Source organism: Stenotrophomonas sp. GD04024, assembly GCF_029837545.1.
Taxonomy (GTDB): domain Bacteria; phylum Pseudomonadota; class Gammaproteobacteria; order Xanthomonadales; family Xanthomonadaceae; genus Stenotrophomonas; species Stenotrophomonas forensis.
On the sequence record NZ_JAOEDV010000015.1, the window covers coordinates 67,436 to 87,000 of the forward strand.

Sequence of the window (19,565 nt, forward strand, 5' to 3'; positions counted from 1 at the left end):
CTTCACCTGACAAGAGCGCGCCAAGCCCCCATGGCAGAGCAAGCATCCTTCATCGACCGACTCTCCGCACGTTTCGCAGGTGCGAAGGTCATCGTGGTCGAACCCCGCGGCGAAGTGACGCTGGAAGTGCCTGCCGCCGAGTGGCACGCCACCGCCCTGGCGCTGCGTGACGAGTTTGGTTTCGAGCAGGCCGTGGATCTCTGCGGCGTCGACTACCTCGGTTATGGTTCCGACGAATGGGACACCGCCGACGTGTCCTCGCAGGGCTTCAGCCGTGGCGTCGAAGGCAAGGCCCAGGGCCGCTTCGCGTGGGGCGAGTTCCCCACCGAGGAGAACGGTGCCGACGGTGCCCGCCCGCAGCACATGCCGACCCAGCGTTTCGCGGTGGTCGCGCAGCTGCGTTCGTACCAGCACAACCTGATGATGCACCTGCGCTGCTTCGCCCCTGACGAAGCGCTGCCGGTGGTGTCCTCGCTGACCGGCATCTGGCCGGGCCTGAACTGGTTCGAGCGCGAAGCGTTCGACCTGTACGGCGTGATCTTCGAAGGCCACCCGGACCTGCGCCGGATCCTGACCGACTACGGTTTCGTCGGCCATCCGTTCCGCAAGGACTTCCCGCTGATCGGCAATGTCGAAGTCCGCTACGACGAAGAAAAGAAGCGCGTGATCTACGAACCGGTCACCTCGGTGGAGCCGCGTGTCGGCGTGCCGCGCGTGATCCGTGACGACGCCCGTCTGCAGACCGCAGAAGGTGAGCGCGCGCAGGAGGCAGTGAAGTGAGCCACGTACACCAGGCCGGCGAAGCCTTCGCCAGCAACGCCGCCGAAAGCCGGCAGGAAATCCGCAACTACACCATGAACTTCGGCCCGCAGCATCCGGCCGCTCACGGTGTGCTGCGCCTGATCCTGGAAATGGACGGCGAAACGATCATGCGCGCCGACCCGCACGTGGGTCTGCTGCACCGTGGTACCGAGAAGCTGGCCGAGTCCAAGCCGTTCAACCAGTCGATCGGCTACATGGATCGCCTGGATTACGTGTCGATGATGTGCAACGAGCACGCCTACGTACGCGCGATCGAGACCCTGATGGGCATCGAGGCGCCGGAGCGTGCGCAGTACATCCGCACCATGTACGACGAAATCACCCGCATCCTCAACCACCTGATGTGGCTGGGCTCCAACGCGCTCGACCTGGGTGCGATGGCGGTGATGCTGTACGCCTTCCGCGAGCGCGAAGAGCTGATGGACTGCTACGAAGCAGTCTCCGGCGCGCGCATGCACGCGGCGTACTACCGTCCGGGCGGTGTCTACCGCGACCTGCCGGACCACATGCCGAAGTACAAGGAATCGCGCTGGCACAAGGGCAAGGCGCTGAAGCAGCTCAATGCTTCGCGTGAAGGCTCGCTGTTGGACTTCCTGGAAAACTTCACCAACGAATTCCCGGGTCGTGTCGACGAATACGAGACCCTGCTGACCGACAACCGTATCTGGAAGCAGCGTACCGTCGGCATCGGCGTCGTCACTCCGGAACTGGCCCACCAGTGGGGCATGACCGGTGTGATGCTGCGCGGCTCGGGCGTCGCCTGGGACCTGCGCAAGAAGCGTCCGTACGCCAAGTACGATGCCGTCGATTTCGACATCCCGCTGGGCAAGGAAGGCGACTGCTACGACCGCTACCTGGTCCGCGTTGCCGAGATGCGCGAGTCCAACCGCATCATCAAGCAGTGCGTGGCGTGGCTGAAGGCCAACCCCGGCCCGGTCATGGTCAAGAACTTCAAGGTCGCTCCGCCCAGGCGCGAGGACATGAAGGACGACATGGAAGCGCTGATCCACCACTTCAAGCTGTTCAGCGAAGGCTATTGCGTGCCGGCCGGCGAAACCTACGCGGCAGTGGAAGCGCCGAAGGGCGAGTTCGGCTGCTACCTGGTCTCCGATGGCGCCAACAAGCCGTTCCGCGTGCACCTGCGCGCACCGGGCTTCGCCCACCTGTCCTCGATCGATTCGATCGTGCGCGGCCACATGCTGGCCGACGTGGTGGCGATGATCGGTACCTACGACCTGGTGTTCGGCGAGGTTGACCGGTAATGCCGTCCGCCAAGCCAACGCCCGCTGCAGGCAGCCGGCGCAAGCCGGCGCCGCAGTTTCTGGAATTTCACGTTATGCATTTCGCTGAGGTCGGCCGATGAAGGCGACAGGTAATTTCGAGGCGGCGCGCGACGTCGACCCGATGGTGGTGCTGAGCGACAAGACCCGCGCTCACATCGATCACTGGCTGTCCAAGTTCCCGCCGGACCGCAAGCGCTCTGCCGTGCTGCAGGGCCTGCATGCGGCCCAGGAGCAGAACGAGGGTTGGCTGACCGACGAGCTGATCGCCGGCGTGGCCAAGTACCTTGATCTGCCGCCGGTGTGGGCCTACGAGGTCGCCAGCTTCTACTCGATGTTCGAGACCGAGAAGGTGGGCCGCAACAACGTGGCCATCTGCACCAACATCAGCTGCTGGCTCAATGGCGCCGAGGACATCGTCCGCCATTGCGAGAAGAAGCTGGGCATCAAGCACGGTGAATCGACCCCGGACGGCCGCGTCTACCTCAAGCGCGAGGAAGAGTGCCTGGCCGGCTGCGGCGGCGCGCCGATGATGGTCATCAACGGTCACTACCATGAGCGTCTGACCCTGGAAAAGGTCGACGAGCTGCTGGACGGGCTGGAGTAAGGGCATGGCACATCACCACGAATCCAAGGGTCCGGTCGGCCCCGCGCCGCTGCCGCACCAGGTGGTCTACACCACCCTGCATTACGACACCCCGTGGTCGTACGAAAGCTACCTGAAGACCGGTGGCTACGCCGCCCTGCGCAAGATCCTCGAAGAGAAGATCCCGCCGGAGCAGGTCATCGAGATGGTCAAGGCCTCGGGCCTGCGCGGCCGCGGTGGCGCCGGCTTCCCGACCGGCCTGAAGTGGTCCTTCATGCCCAAGGGCAACATGCAGAAGTACATCCTCTGCAACTCGGACGAATCCGAGCCGGGCACCTGCAAGGACCGCGACATCCTGCGCTACAACCCGCATTCGGTGGTGGAAGGCATGGCGATCGCCTGCTACGCCACCGGTTCGACCGTGGGTTACAACTACCTGCGCGGTGAGTTCCACCACGAGCCGTTCGAGCACTTTGAGCAGGCCCTGGCCGACGCCTATGCAAATGGCTGGCTGGGCAAGAACGTGATGGGCTCGGGCGTGGACATCGACATCTATGGTGCGCTGGGCGCCGGCGCGTACATCTGCGGCGAAGAAACCGCGCTGATGGAATCGCTGGAAGGCAAGAAGGGCCAGCCGCGCTACAAGCCGCCGTTCCCGGCGAACTTCGGCCTGTACGGCAAGCCGTCGACGATCAACAACACCGAAACCTACGGTTCGGTGCCGGCGATCATCCGCAACGGCCCGGAGTGGTTCAAGGGCCTGAGCCTGACCGCCAACGGCGGCCCGAAGTGCTTCTCGGTGTCCGGTTGCGTGCAGAACGGCGGCAACTTCGAAGTGCCGTTGGGCACCACCTTCGACGACCTGCTGGAAATGGCCGGTGGCCTGCGTCCGGGCCGCACCCTGAAGGGCGCGATTCCGGGTGGCGTGTCGATGCCGGTGCTGACCGCGGCCGAGCTGAAGGGCCTGCCGATGGACTACGACACCATCCGTGCACTGGGCTCGGGCCTGGGTTCGGGCGCCGTCGTGGTGCTCGATGACAGCGTCTGCTGCGTCAAGTTCGCCTGCCGCATCAGCCAGTTCTTCCACAAGGAATCCTGCGGCCAGTGCACCCCGTGCCGCGAAGGCACCGGCTGGATGCACCGCGTGCTGGAGCGCATCGTCGCCGGCAAGGCCACGATGGAAGACCTGCACCAGCTGAAGGCGGTGGCCGGCCAGATCGAAGGCCACACCATCTGTGCGTTCGGCGAAGCGGCTGCATGGCCCATCCAGGGCTTCCTGCGCCAGTTCTGGGACGAGTTCGAGTACTACATCGTCAACGGTCATTCGATGGTTGACGGCAAGAAGGTGGAGGCAGCCGCTGCATGAGCGCGCAACCCGTAAATCCGAGCGTCCCACCCGATCACGTCACCATCGAGATCGATGGCAAGTCGCTGGTCGTGCCCAAGGGCTCGATGATCATCCAGGCCGCCGACAAGGCCGGCATCTCCATTCCGCGCTTCTGCTACCACGAGAAGCTGCCGATCGCCGCCAACTGCCGCATGTGCCTGGTGGACGTGGAGAAGTCGCCGAAGCCGGCGCCGGCCTGCGCCACTCCGGTGATGGACGGCATGAAGGTCGCCACCCGTAGCGAGAAGGCACTGAAGTTCCAGCGCTCGGTGATGGAGTTCCTGCTCATCAACCACCCGCTGGACTGCCCGATCTGCGATCAGGGCGGCGAGTGCGAGCTGCAGGACGTGTCGCTGGGCTATGGCCGTTCGGTCAGCCGCTTCAACGAGCGCAAGCGCGTGGTGCCGGACGAGGACATGGGTCCGCTGGTCGCCACCGAGATGACCCGCTGCATCCAGTGCACGCGCTGTGTGCGCTTCACCGCCGACGTGGCTGGCACCTATGAACTGGGTGGCATGTACCGCGGCGAGAACCTGCAGATCGGTACCTACGACGGCAAGCCGTTGACCACCGAACTGTCCGGCAACGTCGTCGACGTCTGCCCGGTCGGTGCGCTGACCAACAAGGTGTTCCAGTTCCGCGCACGTCCGTGGGAACTGACCGCACGCGAGTCGCTGGGTTACCACGACGCGATGGGTTCGAACCTGTTCCTGCACGTGCGTCGCGGCGAAGTGCTGCGCACCGTGCCGCGCGACAACGAAGCCGTCAACGAATGCTGGCTGTCCGACCGTGACCGCTACTCTCACCAGGGCCTGTACAGTGAAGACCGTGCGGTCAAGCCGCTGCACAAGGTCAATGGCGAGTGGAAGGAAGTGAGCTGGGCCGAAGGCCTGGCCGCGGCCGCCGAGATCCTCAAGGCCAACCAGGGCGACAACCTGGGCGTGCTGGTGCATCCGGCGACCTCGAACGAGGAGGGCGCGCTGCTGGCCCGCCTGGCCAAGGGCCTGGGTTCGAGCAACATCGACCACCGCATCAACAACCGCGATTTCTCCGACGCCGCGACCGCCGAAGTGTTCGGCCTGCCGCTGGCCGAGATCGAAGGCGCCGACCGCATCGTCGTTCTGGGCAGCAACATCCGCCACGAACTGCCGCTGCTGCACGCCCGCCTGCGCAAGGCGCAGACCACTAATGGCGCCAAGATCCACGTCGTCAACCCGGTGGACTTCGACTTCGCCTTCAGCATCGCCGGCAAGCAGATCGTCGCGCCGTCGAAGTTCGCCGACGCGCTGGCCAACGCCGAGCTGCGTTCGGCAGTGCAGGGCGGCAACAACACCGTGCTGATCGTCGGTGGCATCGCCGAGAACCACCCGCAGGCTGCCGCGATCCGCGCCGCTGCGCGTGACTTCGCAGCCGCCACCGGTGCCAAGCTGTGCCGCATCCCGCAGGGCGCCAACGCCGTTGGCCTGACCCGCGCCGGCGTGCTGCCGGCCGGTAAGGACGTCGCCGCGATGCTGGCGCAGCCGCGCCAGGCCTACGTGGTGTACGGCCTGGAGCCGGGCCTGGACTTCGCCGATGCTCCGGCGGCGCGCAAGGCGCTGGTCGGTGCCAAGGTGGTGGCCTTCAGCCAGTTCGCCTGTGTCTCCACCCGCGACGTCGCCGATGTGATCCTGCCGATCGGCGCGCTGCCGGAAATCGACGCCACCCTGACCAACCTCGATGGTCGCGAGCAGTCGGCCCGTGCCGGCGGCAAGCTGCCGGGCGAGGCGCGTGAAGGCTGGCGCGTGTTGCGCGCACTGGGCGGCGACATGGCGCTGGCCGGTTTCGACTTCACCGACCTGGCCGGCCTGCGCGCCAGCCTGGCCCCGGTGTCGGTCAGCGTTGCCGCTTCGGCGCAGCCGGCCGTAGCCGGCGAGGGCCTGGAAGTGGCTTCGACCGCCGCGATCTACCGCACCGACGCGGTGGTCCGTCGCGCCCCGGCGCTGCAGTCGCATCCGCTCAACAACGCCCCGCGCATCGTGCTGAACGCTGAAGATGCCGCTCGCCTGCAGCTGCAGGAAGGGCAGATGGCCAAGGTCGGCACCGATGCCGGCAAGGCCACCCTGCCGGTGGTGGTCGACGCCCGCGTCGCTGCGGGCTCGGTCTGGATTGAATCGGGCCACGGCGCGACCGCGCCGCTGGGTGCCGCTCGCGTAACGGTGGTGGCTGCATGAACGAATTGCTGTTGAACGCGGTCGACCCGCTGCACCAGTGGCTGCTTGGCCTCGGTGACATCGGCGCGCTGATCTGGATCATCCTGAAGATCCTGGTGATCGCCGTTCCGGTGATCATCTCGGTGGCCTTCTACGTGGTCTGGGAACGCAAGCTGATCGGCTGGATGCATGTCCGCCACGGCCCGATGTACGTGGGCATGGGCATCTTCCAGGCCTTCGCCGACGTCTTCAAGCTGCTGTTCAAGGAAGTGGTGCAGCCGAGCAGCGCCAACAAGGCGATCTACCTGCTGGCCCCGCTGATCACCCTGGCCCCGGCCTTCGCGGCCTGGTCGGTGGTGCCCTTCGATTCGCAGATCGTGCTGTCCAACGCCAACGCCGGCCTGCTGTACCTGCTGGCGATGACCTCGCTGGGCATCTACGGCATCATCCTTGCCGGTTGGGCGTCCAACTCGAAGTACGCGTTCCTGGGTGCCATGCGCGCCTCGGCGCAGATGATCAGCTACGAAATCGCGATGGGCTTCGCCCTGGTCGGCGTGATGATCGCTTCGGGCAGCCTGAACCTGAGCAACATCGTGATGGCGCAGGCCGGCAGCTCCGGCTTCTTCGACTGGTTCCTGCTGCCGCTGTTCCCGCTGTTCGTCATCTACTGGGTGTCGGGCGTGGCGGAAACCAACCGCGCACCGTTCGACGTGGTGGAAGGCGAGTCGGAAATCGTCGCCGGCCACATGGTCGAGTACTCCGGCGGCGCGTTCGCGCTGTTCTTCCTGGCCGAATACGCGAACATGATCCTGATCAGCTTCCTGATCTCGATCTTCTTCCTCGGCGGCTGGCTGAGCCCGGTCCAGGGCTGGGTCAACTTCGGCGATGTCTCGCCGCTGGTCGACTGGATCTGGAAGGGCGGTGCACCGTGGCTGTTCGTCAAGGTGTTCTTCTTCGCCAGTGCCTACATCTGGTTCCGTGCCAGCTTCCCGCGCTTCCGCTATGACCAGATCATGCGCCTGGGCTGGAAGGTCTTCATCCCGCTGGCCATTCTGTGGATCGCGGTTACCGCCGTCATGGTGTTCTTCGGCGTGATTCAAAAGGGCGTCTAAAGTGATGAACAGGATTACCCATTACTTCAAGAGCCTGCTGCTGCTCGAACTGCTGGCGGGCCTCTGGCTGACGCTGAAGTACAGCTTCAAGCCGAAGTACACGATGATGTACCCGATGGAGAAGTTCCCGCAGTCGCCGCGCTTCCGTGGCCTGCACGCCCTGCGCCGTTATCCCAACGGTGAAGAGCGCTGCATCGCCTGCAAGCTGTGCGAAGCGGTGTGCCCGGCGCTGGCCATCACCATCGACTCGGCCAAGCGCGAAGACGGCACCCGCCGTACCACGCGCTACGACATCGACCTGTTCAAGTGCATCTTCTGCGGCTTCTGCGAAGAAAGCTGCCCGGTGGACTCGATCGTCGAAACCCACATCCTCGAGTACCACTTCGAGAATCGTGGCGAAAACATCGTTACCAAGCCGCAGCTGCTGGCGCTGGGCGACCGTCTCGAGTCCGAGATCGCCGAGCGTCGCGCCGCCGATGCCGCTTACCGCTGAGGTCGAGAGATGGATTGGGTAAATATCGCTTTCTGGGTGTTCGCCATCGCGGCAACGGTTTCGGCCGGTGCGGTGATCAGCGTGCGCAACCCGGTTCACGCCGTGCTCTGCCTGGTGCTGACCTTCTTCTCCATCGCCTGCGTGTGGCTGCTGGTGGGCGCCGAGTTCCTCGGTGTTGCCCTGGTGCTGGTCTACGTCGGCGCGGTGATGGTGCTGTTCCTGTTCGTGGTGATGATGCTGGACATCGACCCCACCAAGCTGCGTGAGGGCTGGGTGCGCTACCTGCCGGTCGGCCTGATCGTCGCGGTCGCGATGCTGGTGCAGATGCTGATCCTGATCGGCGTCAAGGCCCGCTCGGTCACCCCGTTCCCGGCCGACAACGCCGCCGCGGTCGCCGCCGACAGCTCCAACGTCACCTGGCTGGCGCGCACGCTGTTCACCGAGTACCTGCTGCCGTTCGAGTTCGCCGCCGTCATCCTGACCGTGGCCGTCGTCGCCGCCGTGATGCTGACCCTGCGCCGCCGTACCGGCGTGAAGAGCCAGAACCCGGGCGAGCAGACCATGGTCAAGGCCGGCCAGCGCCTGCGCATGGTCAAGATGGGCGCCGAAGCACCGGTCGTGCACAGCAACAGCAAGCCGGCCGCCGGCGAGGAGACCCAGCCGTGATTACCCTTGGCCACATGCTTGCGCTCGGCGCGGTGCTGTTCGCCATCAGCCTGGCCGGCATCTTCCTCAACCGGAAGAACGTCATCGTCCTGCTGATGTCGATCGAACTGATGCTGCTGTCGGTGAACATCAATTTCGTCGGCTTCTCGCGTCAGCTGGGCGATCCGTCCGGCCAGCTGTTCGTGTTCTTCATCCTGACCGTCGCCGCCGCGGAAGCCGCCATCGGCCTGGCGATCCTGGTGACCCTGTTCCGTACCCGCCGCACGATCAATGTCGGCGAAGTCGATTCGCTGAAGGGCTGATCCACAGATGGAAATCACTCTCTCCAAGAGTCTGTTGATCGCAGTGGTGCTTGCACCGCTGTTCGGCAGCATCATCGCCGGCCTGTTCGGTCGCCAGGTCAAGCGCTTCGGCGCGCAGACCATCACCATCCTCGGCGTCGCGGTTGCCTGCGGCCTGTCGATGTACACGCTCTACCAGCTGCTGTGGGGCGGTGCGCAGCCGTTCAACCAGAACATCTACACGTTCTTCGAAGTCGGCCAGTACTCCGCCCACGTCGGCTTCATGGTCGACAAGCTGACCGCGATGATGATGGTGGTGGTGACCTTCGTGTCGCTGCTGGTCCACATCTACACGATCGGCTACATGCAGGACGACCCGGGCTACCAGCGGTTCTTCAGCTACATTTCGCTGTTCACCTTCTCGATGCTCACCCTGGTGATGAGCAACAACTTCCTGCAGCTGTTCTTCGGCTGGGAAGCGGTGGGCCTGGTGTCGTACCTGCTGATCGGCTTCTGGTTCAAGCGCCCGACCGCGATCTTCGCCAACATGAAGGCGTTCCTGGTCAACCGCGTCGGTGACTTCGGCTTCCTGCTGGGCATCGCCGGCGTGCTGTGGGTGTTCGGCACCCTGGACTACTCGCAGGTGTTCTCGCAGGCCGGCATGCTGGCCGACCCGCGCGCCCAGCTGCAGATCTGGGACGGCACGATCCTGGGCATGCAGCTGCTGAACGAGCCGGTGATCTGGTCGATCGCCACCGTCATCTGCATCTGCCTGTTCATCGGCGCCATGGGCAAGTCGGCCCAGGTCCCGCTGCACGTGTGGCTGCCGGACTCGATGGAAGGCCCGACCCCGATCTCGGCACTGATCCACGCCGCGACGATGGTGACCGCCGGTATCTTCATGGTTACCCGCATGTCGCCGCTGTTCGAGCTGTCGCAGACCGCGCTGAACTTCATCCTCTTCATCGGCGCCACCACCGCGTTCTTCACCGGCCTGATCGGCATCGTGCAGAACGACATCAAGCGCGTCGTCGCGTACTCCACGCTGTCGCAGCTGGGCTACATGACCGTGGCGCTGGGCGTGTCGGCCTATTCGGCCGCCGTGTTCCACCTGATGACCCATGCGTTCTTCAAGGCCCTGCTGTTCCTGGGTGCCGGCTCGGTCATCATCGCGATGCACCACGAGCAGGACATGCGCAAGATGGGCGGCCTGCGCAAGTACATGCCGATCACCTTCGTCACCATGTGGATCGGTACCCTGGCCCTGGTCGGTACGCCGTTCTTCTCGGGCTTCTACTCGAAGGACACCATCATCGAGGCGGCCGAGATCCACGCGCACATGCAGAACAGCTGGGTGGCCACCTATGGCTACTGGGCGGTGCTGGGTGGCGTGCTGGTGACCAGCTTCTACAGCTTCCGCCTGCTGTTCATGACCTTCCACGGCAAGGAGCGTTTCCGCGACGCGCATGATGACCACGGCCACGGCCATGACGATCACCACGCCGCAGACGCACACCATGCCGATGCCCACCACGGCGATGCCCATGACGACCACGGCCATGGCCACGGTCCGCATGAGCCGCATGAAACCCCGTGGGTGGTGACCCTGCCGCTGATCCTGCTGGCCATCCCGTCCATCGCCATCGGTTTCTTCAGCATCGGTCCGATGCTGCATGGCACCGACTGGGCCGGCCACCACGCCCACGCGGCGATCCAGGGCCAGGTCAACACGTTCTTCACCGGTATCGTGAACTTCTACGATCCGGCCAAGAACACCGTTGCCTTCCTGGGTGAAGAGTTCCACGGGCCGGTGGCGTTCGCGCTGCACGGCATGATGCTGCCGCCGTTCTGGCTGACCCTGGCGGGCTTCCTGCTGGCTGCACTGTTCTACCTGTGGAAGCCGGACCTGTCGGGCAAGGCGCGCAAGACCTTCGCCCCGCTGGTGTCGGTGCTGGAAAACAAGTACGGCTTCGACAAGCTGTGGATCGATGGCTTTGCCGGCGGCAGCGTCAAGCTGGGCAAGGTCTCGCGCTGGATCGACAGCAACATCGTCGACGGCGTGGTCAATCTCTCGGCACGTGTTGTGGACGTCGCAGCCGGCGTGCTGCGTCGTACCCAATCCGGTTTCCTCTATCACTACGCCTTCGCGATGATCATCGGCCTGATTGCCCTGCTGGGCGTGCTGATGCATTACCTGCGTTGATGACCTGTACGGAATAAGAAGACGTGTCGAACTGGCCTCTACTCAGTGTCCTCATCTGGCTGCCGATCCTCGGTGGCGCCCTGATCCTTGCGATCCGTGATGCGCAGACCGCCCGCTGGGCGTCGCTGGGCGTCGCGGTGCTGACCTTCGTGGCGAGCCTCTCGCTGCTGAGCGGCTACAACGCGGGCATCGACGGTCTGCAGTTCGTCGAGACCCATGCCTGGATCCCGGCGTACAAGATCGGCTACAACCTGGGCGTGGACGGCATCGCCGTGGCGCTGATCCTGCTGACCACCCTGGTCAGCGTGCTTGCCCTGATCGGCGCCTGGAGCGCCATCGACAAGCGCGTCAACCAGTACGTGGCCGCCTTCCTGATCCTGGAAGGCGTCACCGTCGGTATCTTCTCGGCCACGGACGCGATGTTGTTCTACGTGTTCTTCGAGGCGATGCTGATCCCGATGTTCCTGATCATCGGTGTCTGGGGTGGCCCGCGCCGCATCTACGCCGCGCTGAAGTTCTTCCTGTACACCTTCCTCGGCTCGGTGCTGATGCTGGTGGCGCTGATCTACCTGTACCTGAAGGGCGGCAGCTTCCAGCTGGCCGACCTGTACGCGCTGCCGCTGTCGGCCAAGGAACAGACCTGGATCTTCTTCGCGTTCCTGATCGCCTTCGCGGTCAAGGTGCCGATGTTCCCGGTCCACACCTGGCTGCCGGATGCCCACGTGGAAGCGCCGACCGCCGGTTCGGTGATCCTGGCCGCCATCGCCCTGAAGATCGGTGGCTACGGCTTCCTGCGCTTCAACCTGCCGATCGTCCCGGACGCATCGCAGGAATGGGCCTGGCTGGTGATCGCGCTGTCGCTGATCGCGGTGATCTACGTCGGCCTGGTCGCCCTGGTGCAGGACGACATGAAGAAGCTGATCGCGTATTCGTCGATCGCGCACATGGGCTTCGTCACCCTCGGTACCTTCATCGCCCTGTGGCTGGTGCGTGAAGCCGGCAACGCCGATGCGGCCCGCCTGGGCCTGCAGGGCGCCATGGTGCAGATGATCTCGCACGGCTTCGTGTCCGGCGCGATGTTCTCCTGCGTCGGCGTGCTGTACGACCGCATGCACAGCCGCCGCATCGCCGACTACGGCGGCGTGGTCAACGTGATGCCGTGGTTTGCCACCTTCGCCATGCTGTTCTTCATGGCCAACGCGGGCCTGCCGGGTACCAGCGGCTTCGTCGGCGAGTTCATGGTCATCCTGTCGGCGTTCCAGCGTAATCCGTGGATCGCGCTGGGCGCGGCCACCACCCTGATCATCGGCGCCGCCTACACCCTGTGGCTGTACAAGCGCATCTTCTTCGGCGAAGTGGCCAACAGCCACGTTGCCGAACTGAAGGACATCAACGGCCGCGAATGGCTGGTGCTGGGCGTGTTCGCCATCGGCGTGCTGGCCCTGGGCATCTACCCCAAGCCGCTGACCGACCTGATGGAGCCCTCGATCGCGAAGCTGGCGATGCAGATCGCATCCAGCAAGCTGCTGTAATTCCAGGATTTGATGATGACCACCTCGCCGCTGCTGCCATTGACCGCCGCTGACCTGCCACCGCTCGCTCCCGAGCTGGTGCTGATCGGCAGCGCCTTCGCCCTGATGATCCTCGACCTGTTCGTCAGCAACCGGAACAAGATCGTCACCCACCTGTTCTCGCTCGCTGCGCTGGCCGTGGTGCTGTTCATGCTGGCCACCGGCGTGGGCGGGCAGGGGGAGGTCTTCCATGGCATGTTCGTGCGCGATACCGCCGCGGACGTGATGAAGACCGGGATCGTGCTGCTCAGCGGCCTGACCCTGGTCTATGGCTGGCGCTACCTGCGTGATCGCAACCTGTTCCAGGGCGAGATCCCGGTGCTGATCCTGTTCGGCACCGCCGGCATGATGATCCTGGTCTCGGCCGGCAGCCTGCTGATGGTCTACCTGGGCCTGGAACTGCTGGCGCTGTGCTCCTACGCGCTGGTGGCCAGCAACCGCGAGAACGGCCTGGCCTCGGAAGCGGCGATGAAGTACATCGTGCTCGGTTCGCTGGCCTCGGGCCTGCTGCTGTACGGCATGTCGCTGATCTACGGCGCCACCGGCAGCCTGCACCTGGACGTCATCCGCGATGCCATCCCGCATTCGGAAGAACGCGTGCTGCTGATCACCGGTGCGGTGTTCATGATCGCCGGCGTCGCCTTCAAGCTGGGTGCCGCGCCGTTCCACATGTGGCTGCCCGACGTGTACCAGGGTGCCCCGGCGCCGATCGCGCTGTTCATCAGCTCGGCGCCGAAGCTGGCCGCCTTCGGCATGGCCTACCGCCTGCTGGAAATGGGCGTGGGCCCGTTGTCGACCGAACTGCAGTTGCTGATCGCCGGCCTGGCTGCGGTGTCGCTGGTCATCGGCAACCTGATGGCCATTGCGCAGAGCAACCTCAAGCGCATGCTGGCGTTCTCCACCGTTTCGCACATCGGCTTCCTGCTGATGGGCATCGCCGGTGGTGGCGCGCAGGGCTATGCCGCCGCGCTGTTCTACGCACTGGCCTACGCCATCATGTCGACCGCCGCCTTCGGCGCGATCATCGCGCTGTCGCGTGCCGGCTTCGAAGCCGAGAACATCGAAGACTTCAAGGGCCTGAACGCCCGCAACCCGTGGATGGCCGGCCTGGTGCTGTGCATCATGGCGTCGCTGGCCGGCATCCCGCCGTTCCTGGGCTTCTGGACCAAGCTGGCCGTGCTCGGCGCGGCGGTCAACGGCGGCCTGCTGTGGCTGGCGATCCTGGGCGTGCTGTGCGCCGTGGTCGGCTGCTTCTACTACCTGCGCGTCATCAAGGTCATGTATTTCGATGAGCCGGTGGGCGAGGCCATGCCGCGCAGCAACGACCGCGTACTGGGCCTGGTGCTGGGCGTGAACGCACTGGCGCTGCTGGCGCTGGGCATTGCCTGGAACCCGATCATGGTCTGGTGCCAGCAGGCATTTGCGCATCTTGCATAAAAGTTGACACAAAGCTGCGCGATTCGTGTAATATGCGCAGCCTGAGTTGTCACTGCAGCGGTTCAGCCAGAACATCGTTGCGGTAGCCCTCCTCGAAAGAGCAGGGCAGCAGTTCAAACACTTCCGGTGCGGGGTGGAGCAGTCTGGCAGCTCGTCGGGCTCATAACCCGAAGGTCGCAGGTTCAAATCCTGCCCCCGCTACCAACATCGAATCGGCGCCAACCGGTTTGATGAATGAGGGAAAGCTTGCATTTTTCGCAGCAATGCCTCATGATTCCGCTTCTGATGCGGGGTGGAGCAGTCTGGCAGCTCGTCGGGCTCATAACCCGAAGGTCGCAGGTTCAAATCCTGCCCCCGCTACCAAGTAAAGAATGCGCCTTCGAAGTCCTGCTTCGAAGGCGTTTTTCTTTGGGGCCTGCGGCGTTTCCGCGCGATCGGGGTCAGATCCCTTTTCCTGCGGAAAAGGGATCTGACCCCGGGCTCACACCTTGCACCAGTGCGGTGCAGCCGCTATCATCAGCGGCCTAGCAGTACCCCTGAAGGCGGCCTCCCAGCGGGAGTCCGGATCCGGAAGGAGGGCCGCAACCGGCAGGCACTGCAGGTTGCAACCGGAATCCAGTCACCGGAGTCTTTCCGGAAAAGGGGCCCAGCGGGCCCTTTGTCGTTTCCGGGGCGTCATGTTTCCACGCTGGCCAAGGCCGGCACCCAACCATAGAGATCAAGGCAGGCTGTGAGCGACAAGGCAACCGACATCGCGAATCTGCTCGCCCCGACCGTTGTGTCGCTGGGCCTGGAGCTGCTGGGCGTTGAGTATCTGCCGGCCCCCGGCGGTGCGACCCTGCGCCTTTACATCGACGTGCCGCTGGCTGAACAGCCCGAGCGCATCATCAATGTCGACGACTGCGAGCGCGTCAGCCGCGAAGTGTCGGCGCAGATGGACGTCGAAGACCCGATCAGCGGCAACTACACGCTGGAAGTGTCTTCGCCGGGCGTGGACCGTCCGCTGTTCAACCTGGAGCAGTTCGGCCGTCACCTTGGCGAAATGGCCAAGGTCACCCTGAAGCTGCCGCAGGACAACCGTCGTCGCCTGCAGGGTCGTATCGAAGCAACCGACGAGGCCGCGGACACCATCACCTTCGTTGTCGACAAGACCGAAGTGGTCGTGTCGGCCGACAACATCGACAAGGCACGGATCATGCCCGACTGGGTGGCGCTGGGGCTGGCCCCGAGCAAGCCGACCGGTCCGGCACCGAAGCGTCCGAAGCCGAACAAGAATTCTTCTTCCAACGAGCCGGCGGCAAAGAAGCCGCGCGCGGAGTGAGCCAATGAGCAAGGAACTGTTGCTGGTAGTGGACGCAGTCGCCAACGAGAAGGGCGTGCCGCGTGAAGTGATCTTCGATGCCATCGAGGCCGCCCTGGCCTCGGCGGCGAAGAAGCGCTATCCCGACGAGGAAGTGCTGACCCGCGTGGTCATCGACCACAAGGATGGCAGCTACGAAACCTACCGCCGCTGGGAAGTGGTGGCCGATGACGTGGTGATGGAATCGCCGGACCGCCAGATCCGCCTGATGGATGCCGTCGATGAAGCCGAAGGCGTGGACGTCGGCGACTATATCGAAGAGCAGATCGAGAACCCGGACTTCGGCCGCATCGCCGCCCAGGCCGCCAAGCAGGTCATCGTCCAGCGCGTGCGCGAAGCCGAGCGCCAGCAGGTCGTGGATGCATGGAAGGATCGCGTCGGCGAACTGATCACCGGTGTGGTCAAGCGCGCCGAGCGCGGCAACATCTATGTCGACCTCGGTGGCAACGCCGAAGGCTTCATTCCGAAGGACAAGGGCATTCCGCGCGACGTGCTGCGCGCTGGTGACCGCGTGCGCGGCTACCTGGCCGAAGTGCGCTCGGAGCCGCGTGGCCCGCAGCTGTTCATCAGCCGCGCCGCCCCGGAATTCATGATCGAGCTGTTCAAGCTGGAAGTGCCGGAAGTCGGCCAGGGCCTGGTGGAAATCAAGGCCTGTGCCCGCGATCCGGGCGACCGCGCCAAGATCGCCGTGCTCGCCCACGACCAGCGCACCGATCCGATCGGCGCCTGCATCGGCATGCGCGGTTCGCGCGTGCAGGCCGTGTCCAACGAGCTCAATGGCGAGCGCGTGGACATCGTGCTGTGGAACGACAACCCGGCCAACTTCGTCATCAACGCGATGGCGCCGGCCGAAGTGCAGTCGATCATCGTCGATGAAGACAAGCACTCGATGGACCTGGCCGTGGCTGAAGACCGCCTGGCCCAGGCGATCGGCAAGGGCGGCCAGAACGTGCGCCTGGCCAGCCGCCTGACGGGCTGGCAGCTCAACGTGATGACCCAGGACCAGGTCACCGCCAAGTCGGAGGCCGAGCAGGCTTCGGCCCGCCAGCTGTTCATGGACAAGCTGGAAGTGGACGAAGAGATCGCCGGCATCCTGGTCAGCGAAGGCTTCGGCACCGTCGAGGAAATCGCTTATGTCCCGGTCGGCGAACTGCTGGCCGTGGAAGGTTTCGACGAGGACATCGTCGAAGAGCTGCGCGCTCGTGCCCGCGATGCGCTGCTCAATGAGGCCCTGGCAGTCGAGGAAGGCCTTGAAGACGGCCAGCCGGCGCAGGACCTGCTGTCCCTGAAGGGCATGGACGAAGCCACCGCGTATGCGCTGGCCGGCCACGGCGTGCGTACCAGCGAGGACCTGTCCGACCTGGCCGCCGACGAGGTCATGGACTTCGGCATCGAAGGACTGGATCAGGCGCGCGCCGCTGCGCTGATCCTGGCCGCCCGTGCCGAAGAGATCGCCCGACTGGAACGCGGCGAATGAGCCGGCAATGAACAGGGCCCTGAGCCGCTCAGGGCGTAGAATCCGCGCCACCTCCAGATGCGGGGGGGCGCCCACAAGATCATAGGATCCGAATGTCGCAGCAAACCACCATCCGCAAGCTTGCCGAACTGGTCAACACGCCGGTCGAAAAACTGCTGGAACAGCTGGCCGGTGCCGGCATGAAGTTCAGCGGTCCCGACCAGGTCGTGACCAGCTCCGAGAAGGTGAAGCTCCTGGGCTTCCTTCGTCGTTCGCACGGCAAGCCCGAGCAGGCCCCGGAAGAGACCGATCAGTCTGCAAAGAAGATCACGCTCAACCGCCGGAAGCAGCAGGAAGTGACGGTCAGTTCCGGTCGCAGCAAGACGACCGTGAATGTCGAGGTGCGCCAGAAGCGTACCTACGTCAAGGATGGTGCTCGCGCCATGACGCCGGACGAAGAGCGCGCCGACATCCTGCGCAAGCTGGAAGAGTCGCGTGCGCGCAACCTTGCCGAACAGCAGGCCCTGGCCGAGAAGGATCGTCTGCGCGACGAAGCCATCGTCCGTGCCCGTGAGGAAGAGGTTGCCGCCAAGGAGCGCGCCGAGGCCGAAAAGAAGGCTGCCGAAGAAGCTGCGGCCGCCGCCAAGGCTGCCGAGGCGCTGGCGGCCAGCAAGCCCAAGCGTGCTCCCATCGATGAAACCGCGCCGCGCCCGCCGCGTGCCCCGGCCGCCGCCCCGGCTGCGCCGCGTGGCGCACCGCCGCCGCCGCGCAACGACGACCGCAACAACCGCAGCGCGCCGCGCAACGAGCGTGGCCCGGGCGATCGCTTCGCCGGCCAGATGCATCTGTCGGCCGCCGATCGCGCGCGTCGTGGCAACAGCAACAACAGCAACACCCGGGGTCGTCCGGGCGGCCGCAACCAGTCCGGTGGCCGTCGCGACATGTCGCGCGGTGGCAACAATGCCGGCCCGCACGCCTTCGAGCGTCCGACTGCACCGGTGGTGCGTGAAGTGGCGATCGGCGACACGATCACCGTGGCCGACCTGGCGCAGAAGCTTGCGTTGAAGGGCGGCGAAGTGGTCAAGGCGCTGTTCAAGATGGGCGTGATGGCCACCATCACCCAGTCCATCGACCACGACACCGCCGCACTGGTGACCGAGGAACTCGGCCACAAGGCGATCCGTGCCAACGACAACGACGCCGAAGACGCACTGCTGGCCTCGACCGGTGAAAACCAGGGCGAAGCCACCCAGCGTCCGCCGGTGGTCACCATCATGGGCCACGTCGACCACGGCAAGACCTCGCTGCTGGATTACATCCGCCGCACCAAGGTCGCCACCGGCGAAGCCGGCGGCATCACCCAGCACATCGGTGCCTACCACGTGGATACGCCGAAGGGCGTGATCAGCTTCCTGGATACCCCGGGCCATGCTGCCTTCACCTCGATGCGTGCCCGTGGCGCCAAGCTGACCGACATCGTGGTGCTGGTCGTGGCCGCCGATGACGGCGTCATGCCGCAGACCAAGGAAGCGATCCAGCACGCCCGTTCGGCGGGTGTGCCGCTGATCGTGGCGATCAACAAGATCGACAAGTCCGACGCCGATCCGATGCGGGTCAAGAACGAACTGCTGTCCGAGCAGGTCGTGGCCGAAGACTTTGGTGGTGACACCCAGATGGTGGAGATCTCGGCCAAGACCGGCCTGGGCATCGACGACCTGCTGGACGCCATCTCGATCCAGGCCGAACTGCTTGAACTGAAGGCCGTCGACGAAGGCCGCGCCTCGGGCGTGGTGATCGAATCGTCGCTGGACAAGGGCCGTGGCCCGGTCGCTACCGTGCTGGTGCAGCAGGGCCGCCTGAAGAAGGGCGACTACCTGGTGTGCGGCATCCAGTACGGCCGCGTGCGTGCGCTGTTCGACGAAACCGGCAAGCAGCCGGAGTTCGCCGGCCCGTCCATCCCGGTGCAGGTCCTGGGCCTGTCCGGCGTGCCGGAAGCCGGTGATGACTTCGTGGTGGTCGAGGACGAGCGCCTGGCCAAGGACGTTGCCCAGCAGCGTGAGACCAAGCGCCGTGAATCGCGCCTGGTCGCTACCGCCGGCAGCCGCATGGAAGACATCATGGCGACCCTGGGCAAGGGCGAGGGCCAGCAGGTCCTCAACCTGGTCATCAAGGCCGACGTGCAGGGTTCGGTGCAGGCGCTGAGCCAGGCACTGGTCGCGCTGTCCAACGAAGACATCCGCATCAACGTGATCCACTCCGGCGTGGGCGGCATCACCGAGTCGGACGCCAACTCGGCCGCCGCTTCGAAGGCCACCGTCATCGGCTTCAACGTGCGTGCGGATGCTTCGGCCCGTCGCATCATCGAATCCAACGGCGTGGACCTGCGTTACTTCTCGATCATCTATGACGTGATCGATCAGGTGAAGCAGGTGGCTTCCGGCCTGCTGGGCGTGGAGATCCGCGAAGAGATCATCGGTATCGCCGAGGTCCGCGATGTCTTCCGCAGCTCCAAGCTGGGCGCCGTTGCCGGCTCGATGGTCATCGAGGGCGTGGTCAAGCGCAACAAGCCGATCCGCGTGCTGCGCGACAGCGTGGTGATCTTCGAGGGCGAGCTGGAATCGCTGCGCCGCTTCAAGGAGAACGTCGAGGAAGTCCGCAACGGTACCGAATGCGGTATCGCGGTGAAGGCCTACAACGACGTCAAGCCGGGTGACCAGATCGA

The 19,565-nt window shown here is 64.9% G+C and carries 15 protein-coding genes and 2 tRNA genes; all 17 read left to right on the forward strand.

Annotated features, from left to right (window positions below; all coding sequences use genetic code 11):
- Window positions 1-30: 30 nt before the first annotated feature.
- Window positions 31-780, forward strand: coding sequence for an NADH-quinone oxidoreductase subunit C (locus N7590_RS07410; protein WP_005410462.1), 750 nt, complete (start codon window positions 31-33; stop codon window positions 778-780).
- The gene (locus tag N7590_RS07415) at window positions 777-2,084 is read left to right on the forward strand and encodes an NADH-quinone oxidoreductase subunit D (protein WP_053511569.1); all 1,308 of its coding nucleotides are present in this window, start codon (window positions 777-779) and stop codon (window positions 2,082-2,084) included. The genes N7590_RS07410 and N7590_RS07415 overlap by 4 nt, the downstream gene beginning before the upstream one ends.
- Window positions 2,085-2,181: 97 nt before the next feature.
- Entirely contained in the window at window positions 2,182-2,709 is a 528-nt protein-coding gene (nuoE, locus tag N7590_RS07420; RefSeq protein ID WP_006381132.1) for an NADH-quinone oxidoreductase subunit NuoE, read from the forward strand.
- 4 nt (window positions 2,710-2,713) lie between these two features.
- Window positions 2,714-4,054: an NADH-quinone oxidoreductase subunit NuoF gene (gene nuoF / locus N7590_RS07425; protein WP_006458704.1), complete on the forward strand. Its 1,341-nt coding sequence runs from the start codon at window positions 2,714-2,716 to the stop codon at window positions 4,052-4,054.
- Window positions 4,051-6,285: an NADH-quinone oxidoreductase subunit NuoG gene (gene nuoG, locus N7590_RS07430; RefSeq protein ID WP_164241760.1), complete on the forward strand. Its 2,235-nt coding sequence runs from the start codon at window positions 4,051-4,053 to the stop codon at window positions 6,283-6,285. The genes nuoF and nuoG overlap by 4 nt, the downstream gene beginning before the upstream one ends.
- Window positions 6,282-7,376, forward strand: coding sequence for an NADH-quinone oxidoreductase subunit NuoH (gene nuoH / locus N7590_RS07435; RefSeq protein ID WP_014037948.1), 1,095 nt, complete (start codon window positions 6,282-6,284; stop codon window positions 7,374-7,376). The genes nuoG and nuoH overlap by 4 nt, the downstream gene beginning before the upstream one ends.
- A gap of 4 nt (window positions 7,377-7,380) precedes the next feature.
- Entirely contained in the window at window positions 7,381-7,869 is a 489-nt protein-coding gene (gene nuoI / locus N7590_RS07440; RefSeq protein WP_005417924.1) for an NADH-quinone oxidoreductase subunit NuoI, read from the forward strand.
- A gap of 9 nt (window positions 7,870-7,878) precedes the next feature.
- Window positions 7,879-8,535, forward strand: a complete 657-nt coding sequence (locus tag N7590_RS07445; RefSeq protein WP_006458640.1) for an NADH-quinone oxidoreductase subunit J — start codon at window positions 7,879-7,881, stop codon at window positions 8,533-8,535.
- A complete protein-coding gene (gene nuoK / locus N7590_RS07450) occupies window positions 8,532-8,837 on the forward strand; it encodes an NADH-quinone oxidoreductase subunit NuoK (RefSeq protein ID WP_005410454.1) in 306 nt (101 codons plus the stop codon). Before N7590_RS07445 ends, nuoK begins: the two co-directional genes overlap by 4 nt.
- A gap of 7 nt (window positions 8,838-8,844) precedes the next feature.
- Entirely contained in the window at window positions 8,845-11,019 is a 2,175-nt protein-coding gene (gene nuoL / locus N7590_RS07455; RefSeq protein WP_053450382.1) for an NADH-quinone oxidoreductase subunit L, read from the forward strand.
- A gap of 23 nt (window positions 11,020-11,042) precedes the next feature.
- Window positions 11,043-12,551, forward strand: coding sequence for an NADH-quinone oxidoreductase subunit M (locus N7590_RS07460; RefSeq protein ID WP_008268294.1), 1,509 nt, complete (start codon window positions 11,043-11,045; stop codon window positions 12,549-12,551).
- A 15-nt stretch (window positions 12,552-12,566) separates the two neighbouring features.
- On the forward strand, window positions 12,567-14,027 hold the full coding sequence (gene nuoN, locus N7590_RS07465; protein WP_049456506.1) for an NADH-quinone oxidoreductase subunit NuoN: 1,461 nt from the start codon (window positions 12,567-12,569) through the stop codon (window positions 14,025-14,027).
- Window positions 14,028-14,154: 127 nt separating this feature from the next.
- Window positions 14,155-14,231: transfer RNA gene (locus N7590_RS07470), tRNA-Met, on the forward strand.
- An 82-nt stretch (window positions 14,232-14,313) separates the two neighbouring features.
- Window positions 14,314-14,390, forward strand: a tRNA-Met gene (locus N7590_RS07475).
- Between the two features lie 367 nt (window positions 14,391-14,757).
- Window positions 14,758-15,348, forward strand: a complete 591-nt coding sequence (rimP, locus tag N7590_RS07480; protein ID WP_053450381.1) for a ribosome maturation factor RimP — start codon at window positions 14,758-14,760, stop codon at window positions 15,346-15,348.
- A 4-nt stretch (window positions 15,349-15,352) separates the two neighbouring features.
- On the forward strand, window positions 15,353-16,864 hold the full coding sequence (gene nusA, locus N7590_RS07485) for a transcription termination factor NusA (protein ID WP_006458580.1): 1,512 nt from the start codon (window positions 15,353-15,355) through the stop codon (window positions 16,862-16,864).
- A gap of 92 nt (window positions 16,865-16,956) precedes the next feature.
- Window positions 16,957-19,565, forward strand: a 2,609-nt coding sequence (gene infB / locus N7590_RS07490) for a translation initiation factor IF-2 (RefSeq protein ID WP_279935289.1), incomplete at its 3' end; no start/stop codon positions are given.

What these genes read in the sequence shown, in the direction of transcription:
- N7590_RS07410 (WP_005410462.1), top strand. Translation starts at nt 31, where the DNA reads ATGGCAGAGCAAGCATCCTTCATCGACCGACTCTCCGCACGTTTCGCA.
- nuoE (WP_006381132.1), top strand. Translation starts at nt 2,182, where the DNA reads ATGAAGGCGACAGGTAATTTCGAGGCGGCGCGCGACGTCGACCCGATG.
- nuoF (WP_006458704.1), top strand. Translation starts at nt 2,714, where the DNA reads ATGGCACATCACCACGAATCCAAGGGTCCGGTCGGCCCCGCGCCGCTG.
- nuoG (WP_164241760.1), top strand. Translation starts at nt 4,051, where the DNA reads ATGAGCGCGCAACCCGTAAATCCGAGCGTCCCACCCGATCACGTCACC.
- nuoH (WP_014037948.1), top strand. Translation starts at nt 6,282, where the DNA reads ATGAACGAATTGCTGTTGAACGCGGTCGACCCGCTGCACCAGTGGCTG.
- nuoI (WP_005417924.1), top strand. Translation starts at nt 7,381, where the DNA reads ATGAACAGGATTACCCATTACTTCAAGAGCCTGCTGCTGCTCGAACTG.
- N7590_RS07445 (WP_006458640.1), top strand. Translation starts at nt 7,879, where the DNA reads ATGGATTGGGTAAATATCGCTTTCTGGGTGTTCGCCATCGCGGCAACG.
- nuoL (WP_053450382.1), top strand. Translation starts at nt 8,845, where the DNA reads ATGGAAATCACTCTCTCCAAGAGTCTGTTGATCGCAGTGGTGCTTGCA.
- nuoN (WP_049456506.1), top strand. Translation starts at nt 12,567, where the DNA reads ATGACCACCTCGCCGCTGCTGCCATTGACCGCCGCTGACCTGCCACCG.
- nusA (WP_006458580.1), top strand. Translation starts at nt 15,353, where the DNA reads ATGAGCAAGGAACTGTTGCTGGTAGTGGACGCAGTCGCCAACGAGAAG.